18 protein-coding genes and 1 pseudogene are annotated in these 19,526 nt (G+C 58.0%); 11 read left to right on the plus strand and 8 right to left on the minus strand.

Annotated elements, in window-relative coordinates:
- Nucleotides 1-148: 148 nt before the first annotated feature.
- Nucleotides 149-1,051, minus strand: coding sequence for an AraC family transcriptional regulator (locus ROSMUC_RS17295; RefSeq protein WP_052115436.1), 903 nt, complete (start codon nucleotides 1,049-1,051; stop codon nucleotides 149-151).
- Between the two features lie 140 nt (nucleotides 1,052-1,191).
- On the opposite strand from ROSMUC_RS17295, the gene ROSMUC_RS17300 reads away from it, so the two are divergent.
- On the plus strand, nucleotides 1,192-1,947 hold the full coding sequence (locus ROSMUC_RS17300) for an SDR family NAD(P)-dependent oxidoreductase (protein ID WP_037275654.1): 756 nt from the start codon (nucleotides 1,192-1,194) through the stop codon (nucleotides 1,945-1,947).
- Nucleotides 1,948-2,270: 323 nt separating this feature from the next.
- On the opposite strand, the gene ROSMUC_RS17305 is transcribed toward ROSMUC_RS17300, so the two are convergent.
- The 3 genes from ROSMUC_RS17305 to ROSMUC_RS17315 form a co-directional block, all read right to left on the minus strand.
- On the minus strand, nucleotides 2,271-3,044 hold the full coding sequence (locus ROSMUC_RS17305) for a toll/interleukin-1 receptor domain-containing protein (protein ID WP_075571767.1): 774 nt from the start codon (nucleotides 3,042-3,044) through the stop codon (nucleotides 2,271-2,273).
- 78 nt (nucleotides 3,045-3,122) lie between these two features.
- Nucleotides 3,123-3,989 carry a DUF4231 domain-containing protein gene (locus tag ROSMUC_RS17310; protein ID WP_037275658.1) on the minus strand — a complete coding sequence of 289 codons (867 nt, stop codon included), beginning with the start codon at nucleotides 3,987-3,989 and terminating at the stop codon, nucleotides 3,123-3,125.
- 3 nt (nucleotides 3,990-3,992) lie between these two features.
- Complete coding sequence (locus tag ROSMUC_RS17315) at nucleotides 3,993-4,403, minus strand: TIR domain-containing protein (protein WP_037275664.1); 411 nt, start codon at nucleotides 4,401-4,403, stop codon at nucleotides 3,993-3,995.
- Nucleotides 4,404-4,910: 507 nt separating this feature from the next.
- Between ROSMUC_RS17315 and ROSMUC_RS17320 the strand changes: the two genes are divergently transcribed.
- The 6 genes from ROSMUC_RS17320 (at nucleotide 4,911) to ROSMUC_RS21765 (ending at nucleotide 11,995) form a co-directional block, all read left to right on the plus strand.
- Nucleotides 4,911-5,189 (plus strand): HigA family addiction module antitoxin, encoded by a 279-nt coding sequence (locus tag ROSMUC_RS17320; protein WP_037275665.1) that lies wholly within the window; start codon nucleotides 4,911-4,913, stop codon nucleotides 5,187-5,189.
- Nucleotides 5,186-7,918, plus strand: a complete 2,733-nt coding sequence (locus tag ROSMUC_RS17325; RefSeq protein ID WP_037275667.1) for a class I SAM-dependent DNA methyltransferase — start codon at nucleotides 5,186-5,188, stop codon at nucleotides 7,916-7,918. Before ROSMUC_RS17320 ends, ROSMUC_RS17325 begins: the two co-directional genes overlap by 4 nt.
- 1 nt (nucleotide 7,919) lies before the next feature.
- Nucleotides 7,920-8,333, plus strand: a complete 414-nt coding sequence (locus ROSMUC_RS17330) for a hypothetical protein (protein ID WP_037275670.1) — start codon at nucleotides 7,920-7,922, stop codon at nucleotides 8,331-8,333.
- Nucleotides 8,330-10,372, plus strand: a complete 2,043-nt coding sequence (locus tag ROSMUC_RS17335; protein WP_037275672.1) for a DEAD/DEAH box helicase — start codon at nucleotides 8,330-8,332, stop codon at nucleotides 10,370-10,372. The genes ROSMUC_RS17330 and ROSMUC_RS17335 overlap by 4 nt, the downstream gene beginning before the upstream one ends.
- The gene (locus tag ROSMUC_RS17340) at nucleotides 10,365-11,555 is read left to right on the plus strand and encodes a GIY-YIG nuclease family protein (RefSeq protein ID WP_037275673.1); all 1,191 of its coding nucleotides are present in this window, start codon (nucleotides 10,365-10,367) and stop codon (nucleotides 11,553-11,555) included. Before ROSMUC_RS17335 ends, ROSMUC_RS17340 begins: the two co-directional genes overlap by 8 nt.
- 65 nt (nucleotides 11,556-11,620) lie before the next feature.
- Nucleotides 11,621-11,995, plus strand: coding sequence for a TniQ family protein (locus ROSMUC_RS21765; protein ID WP_075571768.1), 375 nt, complete (start codon nucleotides 11,621-11,623; stop codon nucleotides 11,993-11,995).
- A 69-nt stretch (nucleotides 11,996-12,064) separates the two neighbouring features.
- Here ROSMUC_RS21765 and istB read toward each other — a convergent pair whose 3' ends face one another.
- The 4 genes from istB to ROSMUC_RS21115 all read right to left on the minus strand — a co-directional run bounded on the left by istB (nucleotide 12,065) and on the right by ROSMUC_RS21115 (nucleotide 15,219).
- The gene (gene istB / locus ROSMUC_RS17350; protein ID WP_037275675.1) at nucleotides 12,065-12,796 is read right to left on the minus strand and encodes an IS21-like element helper ATPase IstB; all 732 of its coding nucleotides are present in this window, start codon (nucleotides 12,794-12,796) and stop codon (nucleotides 12,065-12,067) included.
- Nucleotides 12,793-14,331, minus strand: a complete 1,539-nt coding sequence (gene istA / locus ROSMUC_RS17355) for an IS21 family transposase (RefSeq protein ID WP_206018473.1) — start codon at nucleotides 14,329-14,331, stop codon at nucleotides 12,793-12,795. The genes istB and istA overlap by 4 nt, the downstream gene beginning before the upstream one ends.
- Before the next feature lie 36 nt (nucleotides 14,332-14,367).
- Nucleotides 14,368-14,631, minus strand: a complete 264-nt coding sequence (locus tag ROSMUC_RS17360; RefSeq protein ID WP_245875228.1) for a helix-turn-helix domain-containing protein — start codon at nucleotides 14,629-14,631, stop codon at nucleotides 14,368-14,370.
- A gap of 411 nt (nucleotides 14,632-15,042) precedes the next feature.
- Entirely contained in the window at nucleotides 15,043-15,219 is a 177-nt protein-coding gene (locus ROSMUC_RS21115; protein WP_170062588.1) for a hypothetical protein, read from the minus strand.
- A 287-nt stretch (nucleotides 15,220-15,506) separates the two neighbouring features.
- Between ROSMUC_RS21115 and ROSMUC_RS17370 the strand changes: the two are divergent.
- From ROSMUC_RS17370 to ROSMUC_RS17385, 4 genes and pseudogenes are all read left to right on the plus strand, one after another.
- Nucleotides 15,507-15,758: pseudogene (locus ROSMUC_RS17370) on the plus strand (Tn3 family transposase); the annotation flags it as partial.
- Between the two features lie 251 nt (nucleotides 15,759-16,009).
- The gene (locus ROSMUC_RS17375) at nucleotides 16,010-16,189 is read left to right on the plus strand and encodes a hypothetical protein (protein WP_037275677.1); all 180 of its coding nucleotides are present in this window, start codon (nucleotides 16,010-16,012) and stop codon (nucleotides 16,187-16,189) included.
- Nucleotides 16,190-18,208: a type I restriction-modification system subunit M gene (locus ROSMUC_RS17380; protein ID WP_037275679.1), complete on the plus strand. Its 2,019-nt coding sequence runs from the start codon at nucleotides 16,190-16,192 to the stop codon at nucleotides 18,206-18,208.
- On the plus strand, nucleotides 18,205-19,488 hold the full coding sequence (locus ROSMUC_RS17385; protein ID WP_037275682.1) for a restriction endonuclease subunit S: 1,284 nt from the start codon (nucleotides 18,205-18,207) through the stop codon (nucleotides 19,486-19,488). The genes ROSMUC_RS17380 and ROSMUC_RS17385 overlap by 4 nt, the downstream gene beginning before the upstream one ends.
- Nucleotides 19,489-19,526 lie beyond the last annotated feature (38 nt).

Below are 19,526 nucleotides of genomic sequence, written 5' to 3' on the forward strand. Positions count from 1 at the left end.
GGAAGTGAATCATGTTCTCATAACCGCGTCGAGGGCCGACTTTTTCAGCAGCCTGTTAAGGCTCTGCGCAGCATCCTCCAATGCCCTGAGGTCCGCAGTGCGGGACGAAGCTGACGCTGGCCTATCCGCAGAAGTGCATCCCGAGCACTCAGGCGACGGCATTCGCGATGCGTATGTCCCTCCCAGGAGGTGCATCGAAAAGACGGCCGTATTCCCGAGTGAACTGCGTCACGCTAGCGTAACCGACCGTGTGGGCTGCCTGCGCGATCTTCGCGCCCTCTGCCAGCATGAGCCGCCTCGCTTCAATCAGGCGAAGCTGCTTCTGGAACTGGAGAGGCGAAAGGGTCGTGATGGCGCGGAAGTGCTTGTGGAACGCGGGCTCACTCATTGCGGCGGCCTCCGCGAGTTCCTCGACCCTGATCGGACGGGCGTACTCCCGCCGCAGGATATCGACCGCGCGCGCGATCCGTCCCGCGTGGCTGTCCGGCACCCCGAGCGCAGCGATGGCGGGGCCGTGAACCCCCATGAGAAGCCAGTAATGCAGCTCGCGCAGCAGGCCGTCGGCAAGGACCGAGAGGGCCTCGGGCCGATCCAGCAGGCGCGCAAGTCGAAGGGAGGCATCGATGACCTCTGTGTCAATCGGCTCCACCCTCACGGGCGGCGCTTTACCCGACCGCACGGAGACGGCCGAGCGCAATGCTCGCAGGATCGCGGGGTCGAGTTCGAGCACGAGCGCGTAGTAGGGTTCCGCGATGCTAGCGTGGGCGATCCGGCTGACTGTCGGGATATCCGCCGCGATGACCATCGCCTCCCCCGGCGCATATTCGAAGCTCGCGCCCAGCGTCGTCACACGCTTCCTTCCCTGCAGCAGCATGGCGATCACGGGCTTCTGGACGGCAACCATCAGCTCTCCCGGGTGCAGGGCACGCACTACGGACAGGCCTCGGGCCGGAGTCGGCGCCGAACCGTCGGGCCCGGCATTGGCGTCGGCGAACCGGCGGCAATGGACGAGCAACTGAGCAAGGGGCGAACTGCTTTGGGCAATGGTCATGCAATATCTTATGTTCTGGATTGGCCTGCCGGGGAAGGGAATAATGGAAACAGGCAAGTCTTGGCGAGGTTCAGGCAACTACAAGCGCCGGCGCACTTTTATTTCAGAGTGACACCATGACACCCTGAAAGGACACTCCCATGAGCAAGATCGCTCTCGTCACCGGCGCCAATCGCGGCCTCGGTCGCAACACCGCTCTCGCCATCGCCAAAAGCGGCGGCGACGTCATCGTCACCTATCGCTCGAACGCCGGGCAAGCACAGGAGGTCGTGACCCTCATCCGCGAGATGGGGCGCCAGGCCGTGGCGCTGCCCCTCGACGTTGCCGACACCGCAAGTATTCCGGCCTTCGTCGAAAGCCTGCGCTCGGAGTTGCGCAACACTTGGGGCCGCGACAGCTTCGATCATCTAGTCAACAATGCCGGGCATGGCGAATTCGCCCTGATCGATGAGACCACCGAAGCGCAGTTCGATGGCCTGTTCGCAGTCCATGTGAAGGGCGTCTTCTTCCTCGCTAAAGCCCTTCTGCCGCACCTGGCCGACGGCGGGCGGATCGTGAATCTTTCGTCCGGCCTGACGCGGATCTCCTTCCCCGGCTTCGCGGCCTATTCGGCGGCAAAGGCGGCGGTCGAGATGCTCACGGTTTACATGGCGCGGGAATTCGGAGCGCGGGGCATCGCGGTAAACACGGTTGCTCCGGGTGCCATCGAAACTGATTTCGGCGGCGGTCTGGTCCGCGACAATGCCGAGGTGAACGCTCAGTTCGCGGGGATGACGGCGCTCGGCCGCGTCGGGCTGCCGGACGACATCGGTCCGATGATCGCCAGCCTTCTGCGGGACGACAATCGCTGGGTGACTGCACAGCGCATTGAGGTGTCGGGCGGCCAGACGATCTGATCACCCTGCATGACGCGCCGGCTCCCTCGGCGCGTCATTTCATTGGCCGATCTATGTTGCGAGAGTGGAGCGTGACGGGCCGCGCCTCGCCCCCGTTGGGCTCAAAGCGATCATGCGGCGCTGCGGCGGGCCGCATGACCGGCTCGGCGGTGCCGCAAGACGCTCGCGGCCCTCTCCGGACGTTCGCCTGGACCACCAACCCCGCGGCGCAGCTTCTCCAAACCGGACATTCACAGGACCGCGCTGCATCGCGTAGGAGCCAGAGGTCCTCAGTGCGAAACGCAGCGCCACATCGTTGCGGTTGCTCCAAATTTAGTTTGTGTTTATTTTCTGTCGAGCATATCGGCGTATGCCTCAAACATGAGGTGTGCTTCGGGCCACTTATCATCGATTGTAAGCAATGCTTCTAGCACATGATGATCGCCTTCCCGTTTAGCCTTTGACATTGCCCAGAGAAGGTAATCCAAAGTAATCGGGCTTCCCGCTGCTTCAAACGCATATGTATTATTGATTGGAGCGTGAGATGGAAACCTCGCATTTTGCACTTCAATCTTCTCTCGAAGTTGCTCTGACTTAGCTCGTAAAGAAGCCGCTTCTGCTCGCGCAGCGGCAGCTTGATGCGCGGCGACAGTTTCTTGAGCTGCGGCCAGCTGCGCCTTAAGTGCATGCAATTCTTCTTGAGTTGGGCGGGGCGGAACTTCAATTGGGCCAAGAGCTCTGAGTAGGGCTTCTAGGGAAGCTCCGTACTGATCCTCATTTCTAAAATCTCCATAAAGCTTTCCTTTAAGAAAACCAGGAAGCGGCACATCCTCAAGAAGCAATGGCAGGACAACTACCCGCTGTTCATCAATCTCTCGATTTGATGCAATATCTAGCTCTCGCTGCACCCAAGCACTTTCAATCGATACGCCCGAGAGAAGAGCGCAAACATGGTCCACTTGATCAAGGCCATCTCTGATTTTCTCAATCAATGAATCACCGATGTTGATTTCGGCCTCATCAATCCAAACTGTATGCCCATTCGCTCGAAGGTCAGCGGCGAGCTTCCTAGCAAAGGGTTTGTCAGGATGCGAGTGGCTAAGGAAAACGTAAGACATGTTGCGCTTCGTCGGTCTTTGACCGGCCCTCCGTATGAAAATAATTTGGCGCCGTATCCGCCACCGCGCATCGCTCTACTACGCTTGCTGCCGCGCGACCCACTGGGTGTGTTCTCGCGAGAAGGCCTGCTCCGCATCGTTTACGAACTCAGAAAAATTCTCCTCCTCATTTATTTCCTCGACACGATTCTGAATTATTCCGATTTCGTGAGCGGTAAGAGTGTATGAGGAGGCTAGTTCATTGAACTTTTTGATCTGCGTCCAGCCAATGAAAGAAGAGGCCATGACAATCACCGGCTCGATGGGCCAGAGTTCCCAATTCGGGTATTCCACTCGGGTAAGCGCCAGACCAATGGCGACCGCGTACGCTGCGATGCCCAGAAACATCCATCGCTTGCTCGCTCGCTTGTTGGCACCGGCCTTCGCCGCATACCATTTTCGCTGATCCTTGATCCGATGCTCTAAATAGAACACTTTCCGCTGCTCAAGATTAAGCGAACGAACTTCTTCCATGCTTGCCGGGATTTGTTGTTTAGCAGCGCTGTCAGGCGGCATCTTGTCACCAATGAAGCGATTGGCCTTTAAAATGGCCAGAAGATGTTCCCTGAACTCCCCTCTCGGTATAGTGATGGAGTCCGCATCCTCGAATGGGCTGGACCTCATCACAAAGCGCCACGACGAGGTCTTAATCGACTCCGCTAGCGCTCTTCCTCGATACCAATCTTGCTCAGGTTTCATCCAACTCCGACAGATGAGGACGCCTAACGAAGCAAGGAGAACAACCGCATAAACGATGAAGAAGGTGGGTTCCTTGCTCCAATTCATCGAAAGAACTGCAGCTAAGAACAGCAGAGCGTATTCAATTCGAATCAGAGAAAGATAGGTGGATTGCGACTTGGCGGACAAGTCGCCGGCAGTCTCGTACAGCGCCGGATACTCAAACATAATCTAGGGCACCAGACGGCGGATTGCAGACACAATAGAGGCCGAGTTCCATGCCACCATCTCATCCGCGCAGTTAACGACCGACTGAGGAGTGCGCTGCTCTCCCCAGCGTTTTATCCCGAGAATTGGTTTGCCGATTTTCTTTGCGAAATCCATTTCGTATTGAATCCAGTCACTGTGGTTTACATACATGCCGGAGACTATCACTACGCACTGAACTGGCCGAATTTGGCGCTTCATCTGCTCGCCTAATTCTTCAGAACTCATGCCCACGAAGGCTTTGTCCTCGGGTACAGAGTAGTTGGACCACTTGAAATTTTGTGCATCGTTCAGAAACTTGACGGCCCTCGTGTAGCGGTCACTGTATTTCCAAGCATGGCTGATGAAGAGCTTATGGTCGTGTAGGTAAGGCATTGAGTCCTCCTTCTCGCGTTACTCTATGTCAGCATTACTGACGCGCCAAGTGCGAGTCGGGCTGGGACGGGAATGATAAGCGTACATGTTACCCCGATTCAGTCGACAGTGGGAACGCTGGCCTTTCCCCTTGTCCCGTTCCTGCCAACATCCACGCGGAAAGCCAAGGTTTTCCGCTCAACACGTCGATGGTTGACCATCAATCTTTGCATGTCATACGCAACGCCCTCCCATTGAGATGAGGAGACCTCTTTGAACAAAGGTCATGTCCGCAGCTGCTGACCAGGTCACCGGCTCGCCGGCTTTCCAATCTTCTGTGATTGGAATCGAGCAGTAAAATATGGCCAAAGCGGACATCCGTTGATCCTGCGGAGAACGACCACTTCCCGCCCTTGATTCCGATGATTACGTAAGGTCGTTCGACCTCCTTCCAGGTCCCATTGTGATCGAAACTCGATTGATAATAGACAATTATCACCATACGATCGTCGAAACTAAGGAGCAGACGTGACCCATCCCGGAATCCTTGTTCGCCAAGAATGCCTTGACCCCAACGGCCTCTCCGTGACCGACGCCGCACAGGTGCTCGGGTGCAACCGTCAGACCCTCAGCAACCTCCTGAACGGGCGATCCGGCATCTCTCCAGAGATGGCGCTGCGCCTTGAGAAGGCGTTCGGCACCTCCGCCCGCTCCTGGATGGAACGACAAATGAACCACGAGCTGGAAACGGTCATGGCGCGCGCCCATGAGATCGAAGTCCAGCCATTTACGAGGCAGACCCCATGAACCCCGTTGAAATCGAGCAGGCCATTTCCGACCTCGCCGAAACCCCCTTTGATGCGGCCGAATTTCCATTTGCCTTCCTTGAGGCCTTCGGGCGCAAGGCGACCGAGATCAAGAAGCTGCGCAAGGGCGACACCAACAAGTCGGACCTGGGCGGAGTTCTGCAACGCAACAACATCCACATGGCAACCTGCGCGCCGGGTGAGGTCTCCCAGACCCTCGCCGCACTGAAGGACAGCCCTGCCACGACCAAACACAAGGCCAAGTTCATACTCGCGACAGACGGCCAGACCTTCGAGGCCGAGGATCTGATCGGCGGCGACACCGTGGCCTGCGCCTACAAGGACTTCCCCGACAGCTTTGGCGTCTTCCTTCCCCTCGCAGGCATCTCGACCGTCAAGCAGATCAAGGAAAGCGCCTTTGACATCAAGGCGACGGGCCGCCTGAACCGCCTCTATGTTGAGCTGCTGAAGGACAACCCCGATTGGGGCAAGGCCGAGCGTCGGCACGACATGAACCACTTTATGGCGCGGCTGATCTTCTGCTTCTTCGCGGAAGATACCGACATCTTCACCACCGCCGACCTGTTCACCGGCACGATCGACCGCATGTCGAACCGCGACGGCACCAACACGCATGAGGTCATCAGCGAAATTTTCCGCGCGATGAACGTAGCCACCAAGGACCGCGCCAGCGCAAACCTGCCCCGTTGGGCCGATGCCTTCCCCTATGTGAACGGCGGCCTGTTCTCCGGCTCGACCGAGGTGCCGCGCTTCTCCAAGATCGCACAGCGCTATCTCAGCCATATCGGCGGGCTGGACTGGACCAAGATCAACCCCGACATTTTCGGCTCGATGATCCAGGCGGTCGCGGATGAGGGCGAACGCTCTGTCCTCGGGATGCACTACACCTCTGTGCCGAACATCCTGAAGGTGCTGAACCCGCTCTTCCTCGATGATCTGAACGCGGCGCTGGAGGAGGCAGGCGACAACGCCCGTAAGCTGCTGAACCTGCGGTACCGCATCGCCAAGATCCGGGTGTTCGATCCAGCCTGCGGGTCGGGCAACTTCCTTGTCATCGCCTACAAGCAGCTTCGCTCGATCGAGGCCGAGATCAACCGCCGTCGGGGCGAAGCCGATCGCAAGACGGACATTCCCCTGACCAACTTCCGCGGCATCGAGATCCGGGATTTCTCGGCCGAGATCGCACGCCTGGCGCTGATCATCGCGGAATACCAGTGCGACGTGACCTATCGCGGTCAGAAGGAAGCGCTGGCCGAGTTCCTGCCGTTGGACAGTCAGAACTGGATCACCTGCGGCAACGCTCTGCGGCTAGACTGGCTGTCGATTTGCCCGCCCACGGGGACAGGCGTGAAGTTCCAATCCGAAGATCTGTTTCAGACGCCTTTGGATCAGGCTCAGATCGACTTCGATAACGAGGGCGGGGAAACCTATATTTGCGGCAACCCTCCATACAAGGGCGCGAGGAAGCAGGAGCCATACGAGAAAAACGATCTTGAGAGAACATTTAAGGGACATGCTGACTTCAAAGATGCTGACTATGTGACAGGGTGGTTTCTCAAGGCATTTGATTTTGTTTCGAAAACACCCGCTGCTTTCTCATTCGTTGCTACAAGTTCCATATGTCAGGGGGAGCAGGTCCAGTTCATATGGCCACGCATGTGGGCTGAAGGACAGGAGATACACTTCGCGCATACTCCTTTCAAATGGCAGAACAATGCTACCGATAACGCTGGTGTTTACGTCGTAGTGGTGGGTGGCCGTAGAAAAGGTTCGGGGCAGAAGTTCATCTACGAGGATGACACGAAGAGATCTGTGGGCAATATCTCGCCTTATTTGACGGCGGGCGAGAACGTTGTTGTTCGATCAGCAGATCGTCCAATCTCCCAGCATCTATCAAAAATGATAATGGGAAATATGGCTAGGGATGACGGCCATTTAATTCTGTCACCAGACGAAGGGCGCGCCCTACTAGAGGCAGAACCGTCGGCCGAAGCTTTTTTGGTTCCATTGTTGGGAACCAAGGAAATCGTGGGCGGAACATTCCGGTATGCTCTGCATCTAAAAGAGGCTACGCAGGAAACTTGGTCGAAAATTCCTTCGATCGTAGAGCGAGTAGAACGAGTAAAATCATTCAGGATGTCTTCAAAAGCCAAGACGACCAATGGTTACGCGTCAGTTCCGTATCGTTTTGCTCAGTATTGCCATAGGAGCGAGCCTGCTTTGGCTTTTCCCTCTGTGACGCCGGAGGAGCGAAGCTTTACAACACCAATCCTAATTGCCTCTGATACGATGGTCACGAACCTTGCTTATATCACCTATGGTTTTTCGATGTTTGAATTGTCACTTGCATCCTCCACAATGCATCTAGCGTGGGTTCGCGCGGTGTCCGGGCGTCATGGAACAGGTGTAAGATATACGCCATCAATTTCATTTCATACCTTCCCCGTCCCAAAGCTGACCGAGAAAAACCGTGAAGACCTGACCCGCTGTGCCGAAGACATCCTTCTGGCGCGCGAGGCGCATTTCCCGGCCACCATCGCGGACCTCTACGATCCTGAAAAGATGCCCGCCAACCTCCGCGCGGCCCATGACCGCAACGACGAGACCCTGGAACGCATCTACATCGGCCGCCGCTTCAAGAACGACACCGAACGCCTCGAAAAACTCTTCGACATGTACACCAAGATGACGACGAAGGTTCCGGCCTGAGATGTTCGCTCGTGTTCCCTACGCCGACCTCAACTCCCGACAGCGGGAAAACTACAACTTTCACAAGCTTGCGGCCCGCATGGCGGACTACGGGTTCAACTGCATTCGGCTGACGGATGATTGGCAGGGAGCCGATTTCATCGCGGTTCACGTTGACGGTGAAACCTTCCTCAAGGTGCAGTTGAAGGGGCGACTGGTCATCGACCGGAAGTACCTCGGCAAACAGATCTACGTCGCCTTTCTGCACGGCGATGAGGCCTATCTCTACGACCATGATGCCTTTGTTCGGCACCTGGAGACGAATGGACTGATCGGGGATGCCAGCGTGACCTGGCATGACAAAGGTTTCCGCAGTTGGCCCAGCCCGCCAGCATGGGCCATCACCTATTTGCAAGACTACAGGATTTCCGCATGACCAAGTCTGTTCCCTCTGTTTCCGTTTCCTATCCGGCCAATGGCAGCTCCACCAAGTCCAACGAGCTTGGGATGCGCACTATGCAGGAGCGCGCCTATGAAAAACGGGGCGAGCAATACCTGCTGATCAAGTCGCCGCCCGCCTCGGGGAAAAGCCGGGCGCTGATGTTCATCGCGCTCGACAAGCTGCACAATCAGGGTCTGAAGCAGGCCATCATCGTGGTGCCGGAGAAGTCGATCGGATCGAGCTTTGCCGATGAGCCGCTGTCGAAGTTCGGATTTTGGGCCGACTGGACCGTCGCGCCGCGCTGGAACCTCTGCAACGCGCCCGGTGGTGACAGCGGCAAGGTAGGGGCGGTCGGCAAGTTTCTGGAAGGCGACGACCAGATCCTCGTTTGCACCCACGCCACTTTCCGCTTTGCCGTCGACAAGTTCGGGATCGAGGCCTTCGATGACCGGCTGATCGCGGTGGACGAATTCCACCATGTCTCGGCCAACCCCGACAATAAGCTGGGCGCGCATCTCGGCACCCTGATCGCCCGTGACAAGGCGCATGTGGTCGCCATGACCGGATCGTATTTCCGCGGCGACACCGAGGCCGTCCTGTCGCCCGAGGATGAGGCGCGGTTCGAGACCGTGACCTACACCTATTACGAACAGCTCAGCGGCTACACCTACCTGAAGACGCTCGACATCGGGTATTTCTTCTACAGCGGTTCCTATGCCGACGAGTTGCTGAAGGTACTGGACCCGACCGAGAAGACGATCCTGCACATTCCGAACGTCAATTCGCGCGAAAGTACGAAGGACAAGCATCGGGAAGTCGAACACATCATCGACGCCTTGGGCGATTGGCAGGGCACTGACCCGGCCACGGGCTTCCAGCTGGTGAAGCGCCCCGATGGGAAGGTGCTGCGGATCGCCGACCTGGTGGATGATGATCCGGCCAAGCGAGACAAGGTTTCCGCCTCGCTCAAAGACCCGAGCCAGAAGAACAATCGCGATCATGTGGACATCATCATCGCGCTCGGGATGGCGAAGGAAGGCTTCGACTGGATCTGGTGCGAACACGCCCTGACCGTAGGATATCGTTCGAGCCTGACGGAGATCGTGCAGATCATCGGACGGGCCACACGGGATGCAAAGGGCAAGACCCATGCACGCTTCACCAACCTGATCGCTGAACCGGATGCTTCGGAAGAAGCGGTACGCGAAGCCGTCAACGACACGCTGAAGGCCATCGCGGCGAGCTTGCTTATGGAGCAGGTGCTGACGCCCAAGTTCGAGTTCAAACCGAAGACCCCAGCCAATACGGCACAGGACGGCTTCGACTATGGCGAGAATGGTTATGACGACAGCAAGTGCAATGTGGGCTTCAACGAAGAGAAGGGTACGTTCCAGATCGAGATCAAGGGCCTGACCCAGCCCAAGAGTCCGGAAGCGAACCGCATCTGTGAGAACGACCTGAACGAGGTCATCACGGCCTTCGTGCAGGACAAGACCACGATTGAACGTGGGCTGTTCGATGAGGAAATGGTCCCGGAAGAGCTGACCCAGGTGAAAATGGGCAAGATCGTTCGCGACAAGTATCCCGAGCTGGACGAGGCCGATCAGGAGGCCGTGCGCCAACATGCTATTGCCGCGTTGAATTTCACGCAACAGGCCAAGAAGGCACTGTTGGGGGATGGCACCGACGCGCCGTCCAACACCGCCTTTGTCGATGGCGTTCGCCAGTTCGCCCTGAGTGTCAAAGAGCTGGACATCGATCTGATCGACCGGATCAACCCGTTCAGCGAAGCCTACGCAATCCTCGCCAAAACCATGAGCGAGGAGAGCCTGAAAGAGGTGGCGGCCGTGATTGAAGCCAAGAAGATCAAGTTGTCCCCCGAGGAAGCTCGAGACCTCGCCAAGCGCGCTGTGAAGTTCAAGCAGGAGCGCGGGCGGTTGCCATCATTGACGTCCACGGACGCGTGGGAGAAACGCATGGCCGAAGGCGTGGCCTTCCTTACCCGAATGAAGCAGGAGGCGATGAATGGCTAACAACTTTACGGACGATGATGACGCCCTTCTCGCTGAATTGGGGATCGAGGTCGAAAAGAAAAAGCAGGTGAAGCGCACCCCCCGGGAAGAGCGGATCATCGCCGGGTTCGAGGATATTCAGAAGTTTGTTTCTGAAAATGGACGCCTGCCGCGCCATTCAGAGGATGGTGACATCTTTGAGCGGCTCTATGCAGTGCGCCTAGAACGGTTGCGGGAGCTTCCTGAAGCAATGGACCTCCTTACTGATTTTGACGGCGGTGGCCTTCTATCCGGTGCAGCCCCATTGGTAGAAGACGAAGAACTGGACGACGATGAGCTTCTTGCTGCGCTCGGTGTGGAAGTGGAAACGTCACCAATTATGGAGTTGAAACATGTCCGATCGGCCGTCGAACGCAAGGCTGCGGAGGACGCCGCCAATCGCCAGAGGTGCGAGGATTTCGATAAATTCAAACCGCTCTTTGAAAAGGTGCAGCGAGAACTGGATAATGGTGAACGTGAGACGCGCCCATTCGAATTGAAAGCCGAAATCCAAAAAGGACGCTTCTTTATCGTTGAGGGGCAGAAAGCGTACGTCGCGGAGATGGGGGAGAGCACTCTCACAGATCAAGGGCGCACGGATGCCAGGTTGAGGGTCATTTTCGACAATGGCACGGAAAGCAACATGCTGATGCGCTCTCTACAGCGGGCTCTAAACAAAGACGACGCAGGTCGCCGGATCACGGAATCCGTTGCAGGCCCACTTTTTTCTGACGCCCCAGAGGAAGGTGACAGCACAACTGGCACGATATACGTTCTACGCAGCAAATCCGAACACCCCATGGTCGCCGAGAACCGCGATCTGGTCCACAAGATCGGTGTTACGACACTTGGTGTTGAGAAGAGAATTGCAGGCGCACAGCTGCAGCCTACCTTCCTCATGGCGCAAGTAGAAGTGGTGGCGACCTATGAACTCTACAACATCAACCAGACCAAACTGGAGAACCTGATCCATCGTATCTTTGGGGCGGCCCAGCTCGACATTCAAATCCCAGATCGTTTCGGACGCCCCGTGACCCCGAGAGAATGGTTCCTCGTTCCACTATTTGTGATTGATGAGGCAGTCGAGAAGATCCGGGATGGCTCCATCACGAACTTTCGCTACAATCCAGATAGTGCAAGTCTGGTACCGAGAGAGAGTATCTAACCGCGCTGGCCAACTGAGCCTCAATATTCATCGCTTCTGTTGACCAACTTGCTCCCGGAGATCACGTGCTCCCACTTCGCGTCAGGCCAAAACCGCGAGAAACTCTGCCGTCGTTCCTATCCAGGATGGCGGCGGCAAATGGCTGCGGATCGGCCCAGTTTTCGATCGAAATGGGATTTTCTATAAAGCGTGTTCTGAACCTTGAACCATGGCCGCTCGAACGGCTCTGTCAAATGGCAGGTATCGATGAGCACGAGATGGAAGACTTGGTCTCCTGGACAGGAACTAGCATTGGAGAAGCGAGGACGCGCTTTCGGAATGAAGTCTTTGTTTCACGCGCTCTTCGAAATCCGACGGTCAGAGGCTGTCCCGCCTGCTTGAGTGTCAATGTGCATTCAAAACTGACCCGGTTTGATCATTTAAAAATGACCCGCCCCTGAGGTGGCAAAGCCCACAGGCGAGCGGCCTTCAAATAGCAGGCTCGTCTGTGGGCTTTGCTTTTTTCAGGTTCAGGTTTTGTTGCGGGATTTGCTTTGGGCGAAGCGGAAAGATGTGTTCCCGGTCTCGATGATGCTGCAGTGGTGCGTGACGCGATCAAGCAGGGCAGTCGTCATCTTGGCGTCACCGAATACAGACACCCACTCGCCGAACTCAAGGTTGGTCGTGATGATGACACTGGTGGTTTCATACAGTTTGCTGATCAGATGAAACAGCAGCGATCCGCCGGATTTTGGAAACGGAATATAGCCAAGCTCGTCGATGATCACGCAATCCAGCGCTGTCAGTTGCTTGATGATCTTTCCGGTGTTTCCCTCAGCCTGCTCCGCGATCAGGGCATTGATCAGATCGACGGCGTTATAGAACCGAACCCGCTTGCCCTGATTGACCAGGTTGGTTCCCAAGGCGATCGAGATATGCGTTTTGCCGGTGCCGGTTCCGCCGACAAGAATGATGTTGTGCGCGTCCTTGGTGAACTGGCCAGAGCAGAACGGGTCGATCTGCGCTTTGGTGACGGTCGCAGCGCCATAATCGAAGGTGGCAAAGTCCTTGTGATGGGGGAATTTGGCAATGCGCATCTGATATTGAATGGATCGCACGCGGCGTTCCTGAGTTTCCGCGTCGATCAAGGTCTTCAACGCTGTTGTCAGGCTGGGCGGCGTGCGGGCGGACAGCAAGTCTGCCGCGCAGGCCGCCATCCCATGGAGTCTGAGGGCTGCAAACTGATCGATGAGGGCGTTCATGCTGCCGCCTTCCCGGCGTCACACAGCGCCTCATATCGCTTGCAATCGGCCTCGGGCCGCAGAGTCAGCTGCGGGTAGGTATGGGTGTCCTCCAGCGGCGGGATCGTAGGTTCCAGCAACTGATTGACCAGGTTGATGATCGCGGGCAAGCGCAGGGTGTGCTGTTCCAAAGCCATGTCGCAAGCCGTCTCGACCACGTCAATGCCATGCTCAAGTGCCAGCAGCAGCAGGTCGACAAACTCCCGGTCGCCGCCGCATCCGCGCATGTAGTGATCCTTGATCTGTTCCATCGCCTTGGGCAGTTCCCAGCCGACAAAGGGGGCGCCATCCCGCAGGGCGCCGGGCTTGCGATCGAGCAACGGCACATAGTGCCAAGGTTCAAAATAGCTGATATTGCGCGTAAAACGGCGTTTGTGCTCGGCGATGACCTCGTTGCACACAACCGCGACGATCCGATCGGCATAGGCGCGCAACGAGACATGGCGCCCCGCGTGTTCGGACGGCACGCTGTAGCGATTGCTGTCGTATTGCACCAGGCAGGTGGATCTGACGCGCACGGCTTTTTCGACATAGCCATCAAAGGGGCGGCCCAGTGGGCGCAACACGATCTTCTCATCCGCAAAAACGTCGGCAATCGTGCGATCCTGCTGATCGGGATGCCGACGGTTTGCCAACTCCTCGCAGCGCAGCCGCAGCCAGGCATTCAGCGCATCCAGATCGTCAAAGGCAAGCCTGGGAGTGAACAGCTCGCCTCGCAGAAACTGCACCTGGTTCTCGACCTGACCCTTCTCCCAACCTGACGCGGGGGTGCAGGCGACAGGCGTGAGGACATAATGGTTCATCAAGGCCAGAAAGCGTGGATGAAAGATCCGATCCTTCGATCGCGAGACATAGGTCACCATGGTTTTGGGGTTGTCGATGATCACACGGCGCGGAACACCGCCGAAGAATGCAAGCGCCCGCACGAAGGCATCCAGCACCATCTCCTGCTTCTCATTCAGATAGGTCACGACGAAAGGCTTGCGGCTGTTGCACAGACGGAAATGAGCGACATGAACCTTGTGCTCGACGCCGCCCAACATGACATACTCCTCGCTCCAGTCGAACTGAAGCGCATCGCCCGGCGCGAAATACAGCGGAATGAATGCATCACTCGTATCGGTTCCCGATGACTTCTTGAGCCCGCCGACAAAGCGCTGAACCGGTGAATAGGAGCCCGTGTAACCCTCCGCAACAAGCGCCTCATAAAGCTTCTTCGCGGTGCGACGCTCACGGCGGCGAAGCTGCAGATCGTGCTTGAAAAACTCCCTGAGGCGCGCCTCGAATTGCGCGTTCAGCTTGTGGCCAACGCGTAGTTGCCGTTCCCGATACTGCGGTTGCTCCGGGTCCTTCAGATACTTCTTGATCGTCGTCCGTGAGATCCCAGTCTCGCGCGCCACAGCCCGGATGCTGCGGCCATCGCCCAAGATCCAGCCACGGACCTTCATTGCCGTTTCCATCAGTAACACCTGCTCTTCCTCCGCGCCAAAACGCACGGATGTTAACAATGCAGGTGGGTCAATTTTAGATGATCATAACCCACCCAAGTGGGTCACTTTTGCATGCTGATTCACATCGAAGGCGTCCAGTTCGGATCGGCTTGCCCGGAACGACACCGCCTCGCTCGGATCGCGCATCGCGATCCCCTCGCCCGCCTCTTCTTTCGCGAGCCGGTTTACGTGGCGCGGGGAGATGCCGAACGCAACTGCGAGGTCCTTCGCGCTCTCGCCTGCCGCAAAGCGCCGCGCAACTTCGATGCGCTCTTCAAGCTTCAGGTTTTTCGCTGGCCTCGGCACGGGTCAGACCCCTCGGACAAAATGTGCAAACATTGGACATATCCTGCCAACGTCTTCCTTCTCTCCTTCGCTTATACTTCAATACATCAAAGCGCACAATATTACATTTTGTGCTTTGTATATTTTTGCGGGGCTTGTCGACGCTATTAAGGCCCCGCGAAGCGCAACATGGAACGGGCGAAGTCCTCATCGATGCTCGCCAACCAGTTGGAAAAAAGCTGCCCAAACTTTTCTAGAGCGGCACGCGACGACAGGCAAACCGAGCGCCAGAGCCAGCCCCCGATCAGGCACCAGGAACACGACAACGGCCCGCGTTAAATGGCGCGGGTCACGCCCTCAGACGGCGTCGCGATGCTGTTAAGGGCGAGCGTCGGACCCCTGCGGATCTGAAGACCCGCAGGGGTGTCTGGGTCAGTGACCCAGTCCCTGGGAGCGGAGGTCGTCATCGCGACTGCGGGCGATCAGCGCCTCGGTCTCGAGGCTGTCGAGGGGCTCGGGATGGGCGTCTTCAAAGAAGGCGGCGAGGTAGGCCTCGAAGGCCATGTCGGCTTGCAGTTCGGCGACGTCGATGGATCGTTCGAGTGGCATGATGTGATCGGCCCCATCGGAAGGTTTCTTCGTAGAACCCGCTAAGGGAGAACGAAGCCTGAGCTTGTCTTACTGCGTGGTGTTTCTGATGACCTTGTATGCCGTTGATCTGCCTATGCCGAGATGTTTTGCGGCCTGGGCTACGGATTTTCCGGCACCGACAAGATCTTGGAGGGCTGAGATTGTCTCTGGTGGCAATGTCGGCCGTCCAGGGTTGCGACCATGCTTTCGGGCGTTGATCAGGCCATCTTTGGTGCGCTCTGAGATCAGGCGGCGCTCGAAATGCGCAATGCAATGCGGGCCTGAACAAGGGTGAAGCGCGCCACTCGCTGGCGAAAGCCGTCTTTGCCCACTCGCAAGGGCGCATTCATGATCGCTCTGACGCGGCACAACAGAAATGCGCCATGGCACTCAACCTCGCCATTGCTGCCATCACGTTCTGGAACACGATCTATATGGACAGAGCGGCCAGCCACCTTGCGCAGACCAGCCCGCTCTACGACGCCAAGCTGCTTCCACACACGTCACCGCTCGGGTGGGCGCGCTGAACCGGACCGGGGAGCGGCGGCATCCGCGGTATTGGCTACGGCTCGCGGAGACAACGATATCGCAGTGTTCATCGTAACCCAAACAAGCACAGCTCAAACAGGGGAAGAGCTGGATCAGACGCCCCTTGGAAAATCACAGATCCACCCGTGGATAAGGTCGAGAAAGGCCCGTAGGAGCAAAAGAGATTGAAATCTGTAATGGAAGAATGGAAGATAAGTCATTGTCCGCGAGGAGATGCCCGATGGGCGATGACGACGCGAAACTTTCGAACCTAAATTTGAAGATCACCGCCGACGAGCGGTGGGCCTTCAAGGAGCTCTGTGTCCGGCACCGGATGAGCCAAGTCGACGGTTTCCGTCTGGCGGCCCGGCTTCTGGAAGACCACCTCGAAGCGAATAAGAAAAAGAGTGAAGGCGAATAGATGAACACCCAGACGACGAACACTTCCCTCGCCGATTTTATCTGGAAGAACGCAGATGACCTCTGGGGCAACTTCAAGCACGTCGACTTCGGCAAAATCATCCTGCCCTTCACACTGCTGCGCCGTCTGGAATGCGTTCTTGAGCCGACTCGGGATCAGGTTCGCGAAACTGTCAAGAACATGAAGGACAGCCCGATTGACCTGGGCGTGATCCTCCGGACCCAGACCGGGTACCCGTTCTACAACACCTCGAACTATGACCTGCGCAGCCTCGGCGCGACCCGGACCCGCCAGAACCTTGAGGATTACATCGCCTCCTTCTCGGACAACGCGCGGGTCATCTTTGAACAGTTCGACTTTGCCAATACGCTCGCCCGGATGGACAAGGCCGGGGTCCTCTACAAGATCTGTCAGAACTTCGCCGCCATCGACCTGCACCCGGACGCGGTTCCGGAACGGGTGATGTCCAACGTCTACGAACACCTGATCCGCCGTTTCGGGGCGGAGGTAAACGAGGCGGCTGAGGATTTCATGACCCCGCGCGACGTAGTCCATTTGGCAATCGAGCTGCTGCTCGACCCGGATGACCAGATGTTCATCGACAATCCGGGGCTCATCCGGACGCTCTATGACCCCACCTGCGGCACCGGCGGTTTTCTGTCCGACGGCATGGAACATGTGAACGCCCTGCGCGACCGATATTCCATCGCTCCGGTCATTGTGCCCTATGGGCAGGAGCTGGAACCGGAGACCCACGCGGTCTGCCTCGCCTCGATGCTGCTCAAGACCGTCGAGTCCGATCCGGGTCGGGACCTGTCCAAGAACATCAAACTGGGCAGCACCCTGTCCGACGACAAGCTGACCTCTGACAAGTTCCACTACTGCGTCTCGAATCCGCCCTTCGGGAAGAAGTGGGAGCAGGACCAGACCGCCGTGGTCCGGGAACATCAGGAAAAGGGGTTCGAGGGCCGGTTCGGCCCCAAGCTGCCGCGGGTCAGCGACGGGTCGATGCTGTTCCTCCTGCACCTCCTCAGCAAGCTGGAGACGCCGGAGCGCGGCGGCGGGCGGGCGGCGATCGTCCTGTCCGGCTCGCCCCTGTTCAACGGGAATGCAGGTCAGGGTGAATCCGAGATCCGGCGTTACCTGCTGGAGGAGGACGTGGTCGAGGCGATCATCGCTCTTCCGACCGAGATCTTCTTCCGCACCGGGATCGGCACCTACATCTGGCTTCTGTCCAACAAGAAGCCGGCCCACCGGAAGGGCAAGGTCCAGCTGATCGACGCGACCGCGATGTATGAGCCCATGCGCAAGAGCGAGGGGAACAAGCGCCGCCGGGTCGGGGACGACCAGATCCGCCAGATCGTTCAGATGTACTCCGACTTCAGCCCGACGAGGGAGAGCCGCCTGTTCGACAGCCGGGACTTCGGCTACCGCCGGGTGAAGGTCCTGCGGCCGCTGCGAAAGAAGATCGTGATCTCACAGGAGGGTCTAGAGGCGCTCGAGTCCGAGAAGGCTTGGGAGCGCCTGACGACCGACTCGCGGGCCCTCTGGCTGAAGCTGCTCGACCGGGAGATGGGCGCGACCCATGACTGGCACTGGATGGCGACCTGGCTACGGAAGAACTCCGGCGCGATGATCAGCCAGCGGACTGTCCCGGCCGCGTTGATCAAGGCGTTCCAGAAGGCCTTCGGCGTGCACGACCCGGAGCTTGACCCGGTTCGGGACAAGTCCGGCGCGGTCATCCCCGATGACGACCTCACGGATTTTGAGAACATCCCGCTGGGCACCGACATCCGGGATTACATGGCGCAGGAGGTGCTGCCCCATGCGCATGACGCCTATGTGGATGAGACGTTCCGCGACGAATACGACGGCCAGGTGGGCATCGTGGGATACGAGATCAACTTCAACCGTTATTTCTATGAATACCAGCCGCCCCGCGATCTGGAGGAGATCGACGCAGAGCTGAAGGCGGTCGAGGCCGAAATCGCGGCGGTGCTGGCGGAGGTGACGGAATGAGTTACCGGAGCCATGCCGAGGTGAAACCCGCAAATGCGCCATGGATTGAGGAAATCCCGGCGCACTGGGATGAGCGCCCCTTCTATGCTGTCGCGAAGGAGCGGCGGGCGAAGAACACCGGGATGAAAGAGGATAACCTCTTGTCCCTCAGCTACGGGAATATCGTCCGCAAGGACATCAACACCCCGAACGGCCTGCTTCCCGAGTCTTTTGAGACCTACCAGATTGTCGAGCCGGACGACGTCGTTTTCCGGCTTACCGACCTTCAGAACGACAAGCGCAGCTTGCGGTCTGCGATCTGCCCAGAGCGGGGGATCATCACGTCAGCCTATCTGGCTGTGAGGTCGGAGGGGGTGCTGCCCGGTTTCATGAATTACCTGATGCGGGCCTATGACGTGCAGAAGGTCTTCTATTCTATGGGCGGCGGGATGCGCCAGTCACTTGGGTTCGAAGACGTGCGGCGGATGTCAGTTGTCGCCCCAAATCTCGATGAACAGACCGCCATCGCCCGCTTCCTCGACCGAGAAACCGGCCTGATTGACGGCCTGATCGAAAAGAAGACCCGGTTCATCGCGCTGCTGAAGGAAAAGCGGGCGGCCGTGATCACCCATGCGGTGACCAAGGGCATCGACCCGGACGCGCCGATGAAGGACTCAGGGCAGGACTGGCTGGGCCGCGTGCCCGCCCATTGGGATGTGGTCCCGGCAACCGCGCTGTTTACGGTAAGTGGCGAACGCGCTCGGGAAGGCGATCAGATGCTGTCGGCGACCCAGAAGTATGGTGTGATCCCGCTGGCGGAATACGAGGCGCTGGAACAGCGTCAGGTCACAATGGCGGTGGTCAATCTCGACATGCGCAAGCATGTCGAACTCGGTGATTTCGTGATCAGCATGCGCAGCATGGACGGCGGGCTCGAGCGTGCCCGCGCCGTTGGCAGCGTCCGGTCATCCTACTCCGTCTTGAAGCCCGGACCGGATGTCGAGGGGCGGTTCTATGGCGCGCTGATGAAATCCAGCCTGTACATTCAGGCCCTACGCCTGACCTCGAACTTCATCCGCGACGGACAGGACCTGAACTTCGGTCACGTCCGCAAGGTGAAGCTGCCGAAGCCGGATCTTCGCGAACAGGCGGCTATCGCCGACTATATCGAAGCCGAAACCGCCCGCATCGACGGCCTGATCTCCCTGACCGAGCGCAGCATCGACCTCCTGCGCGAGAAGCGCGCGGCGCTGATCACCGCTGCCGTGACCGGCAAGATTGACGTGAGGGCGGCGGCATGACTTTTGGCGCGGACCGATCGGTTTCTTATTGCTTTGGT

The sequence above is a fragment of the Roseovarius mucosus DSM 17069 genome (genome assembly GCF_000768555.3).
Taxonomy (GTDB): domain Bacteria; phylum Pseudomonadota; class Alphaproteobacteria; order Rhodobacterales; family Rhodobacteraceae; genus Roseovarius; species Roseovarius mucosus.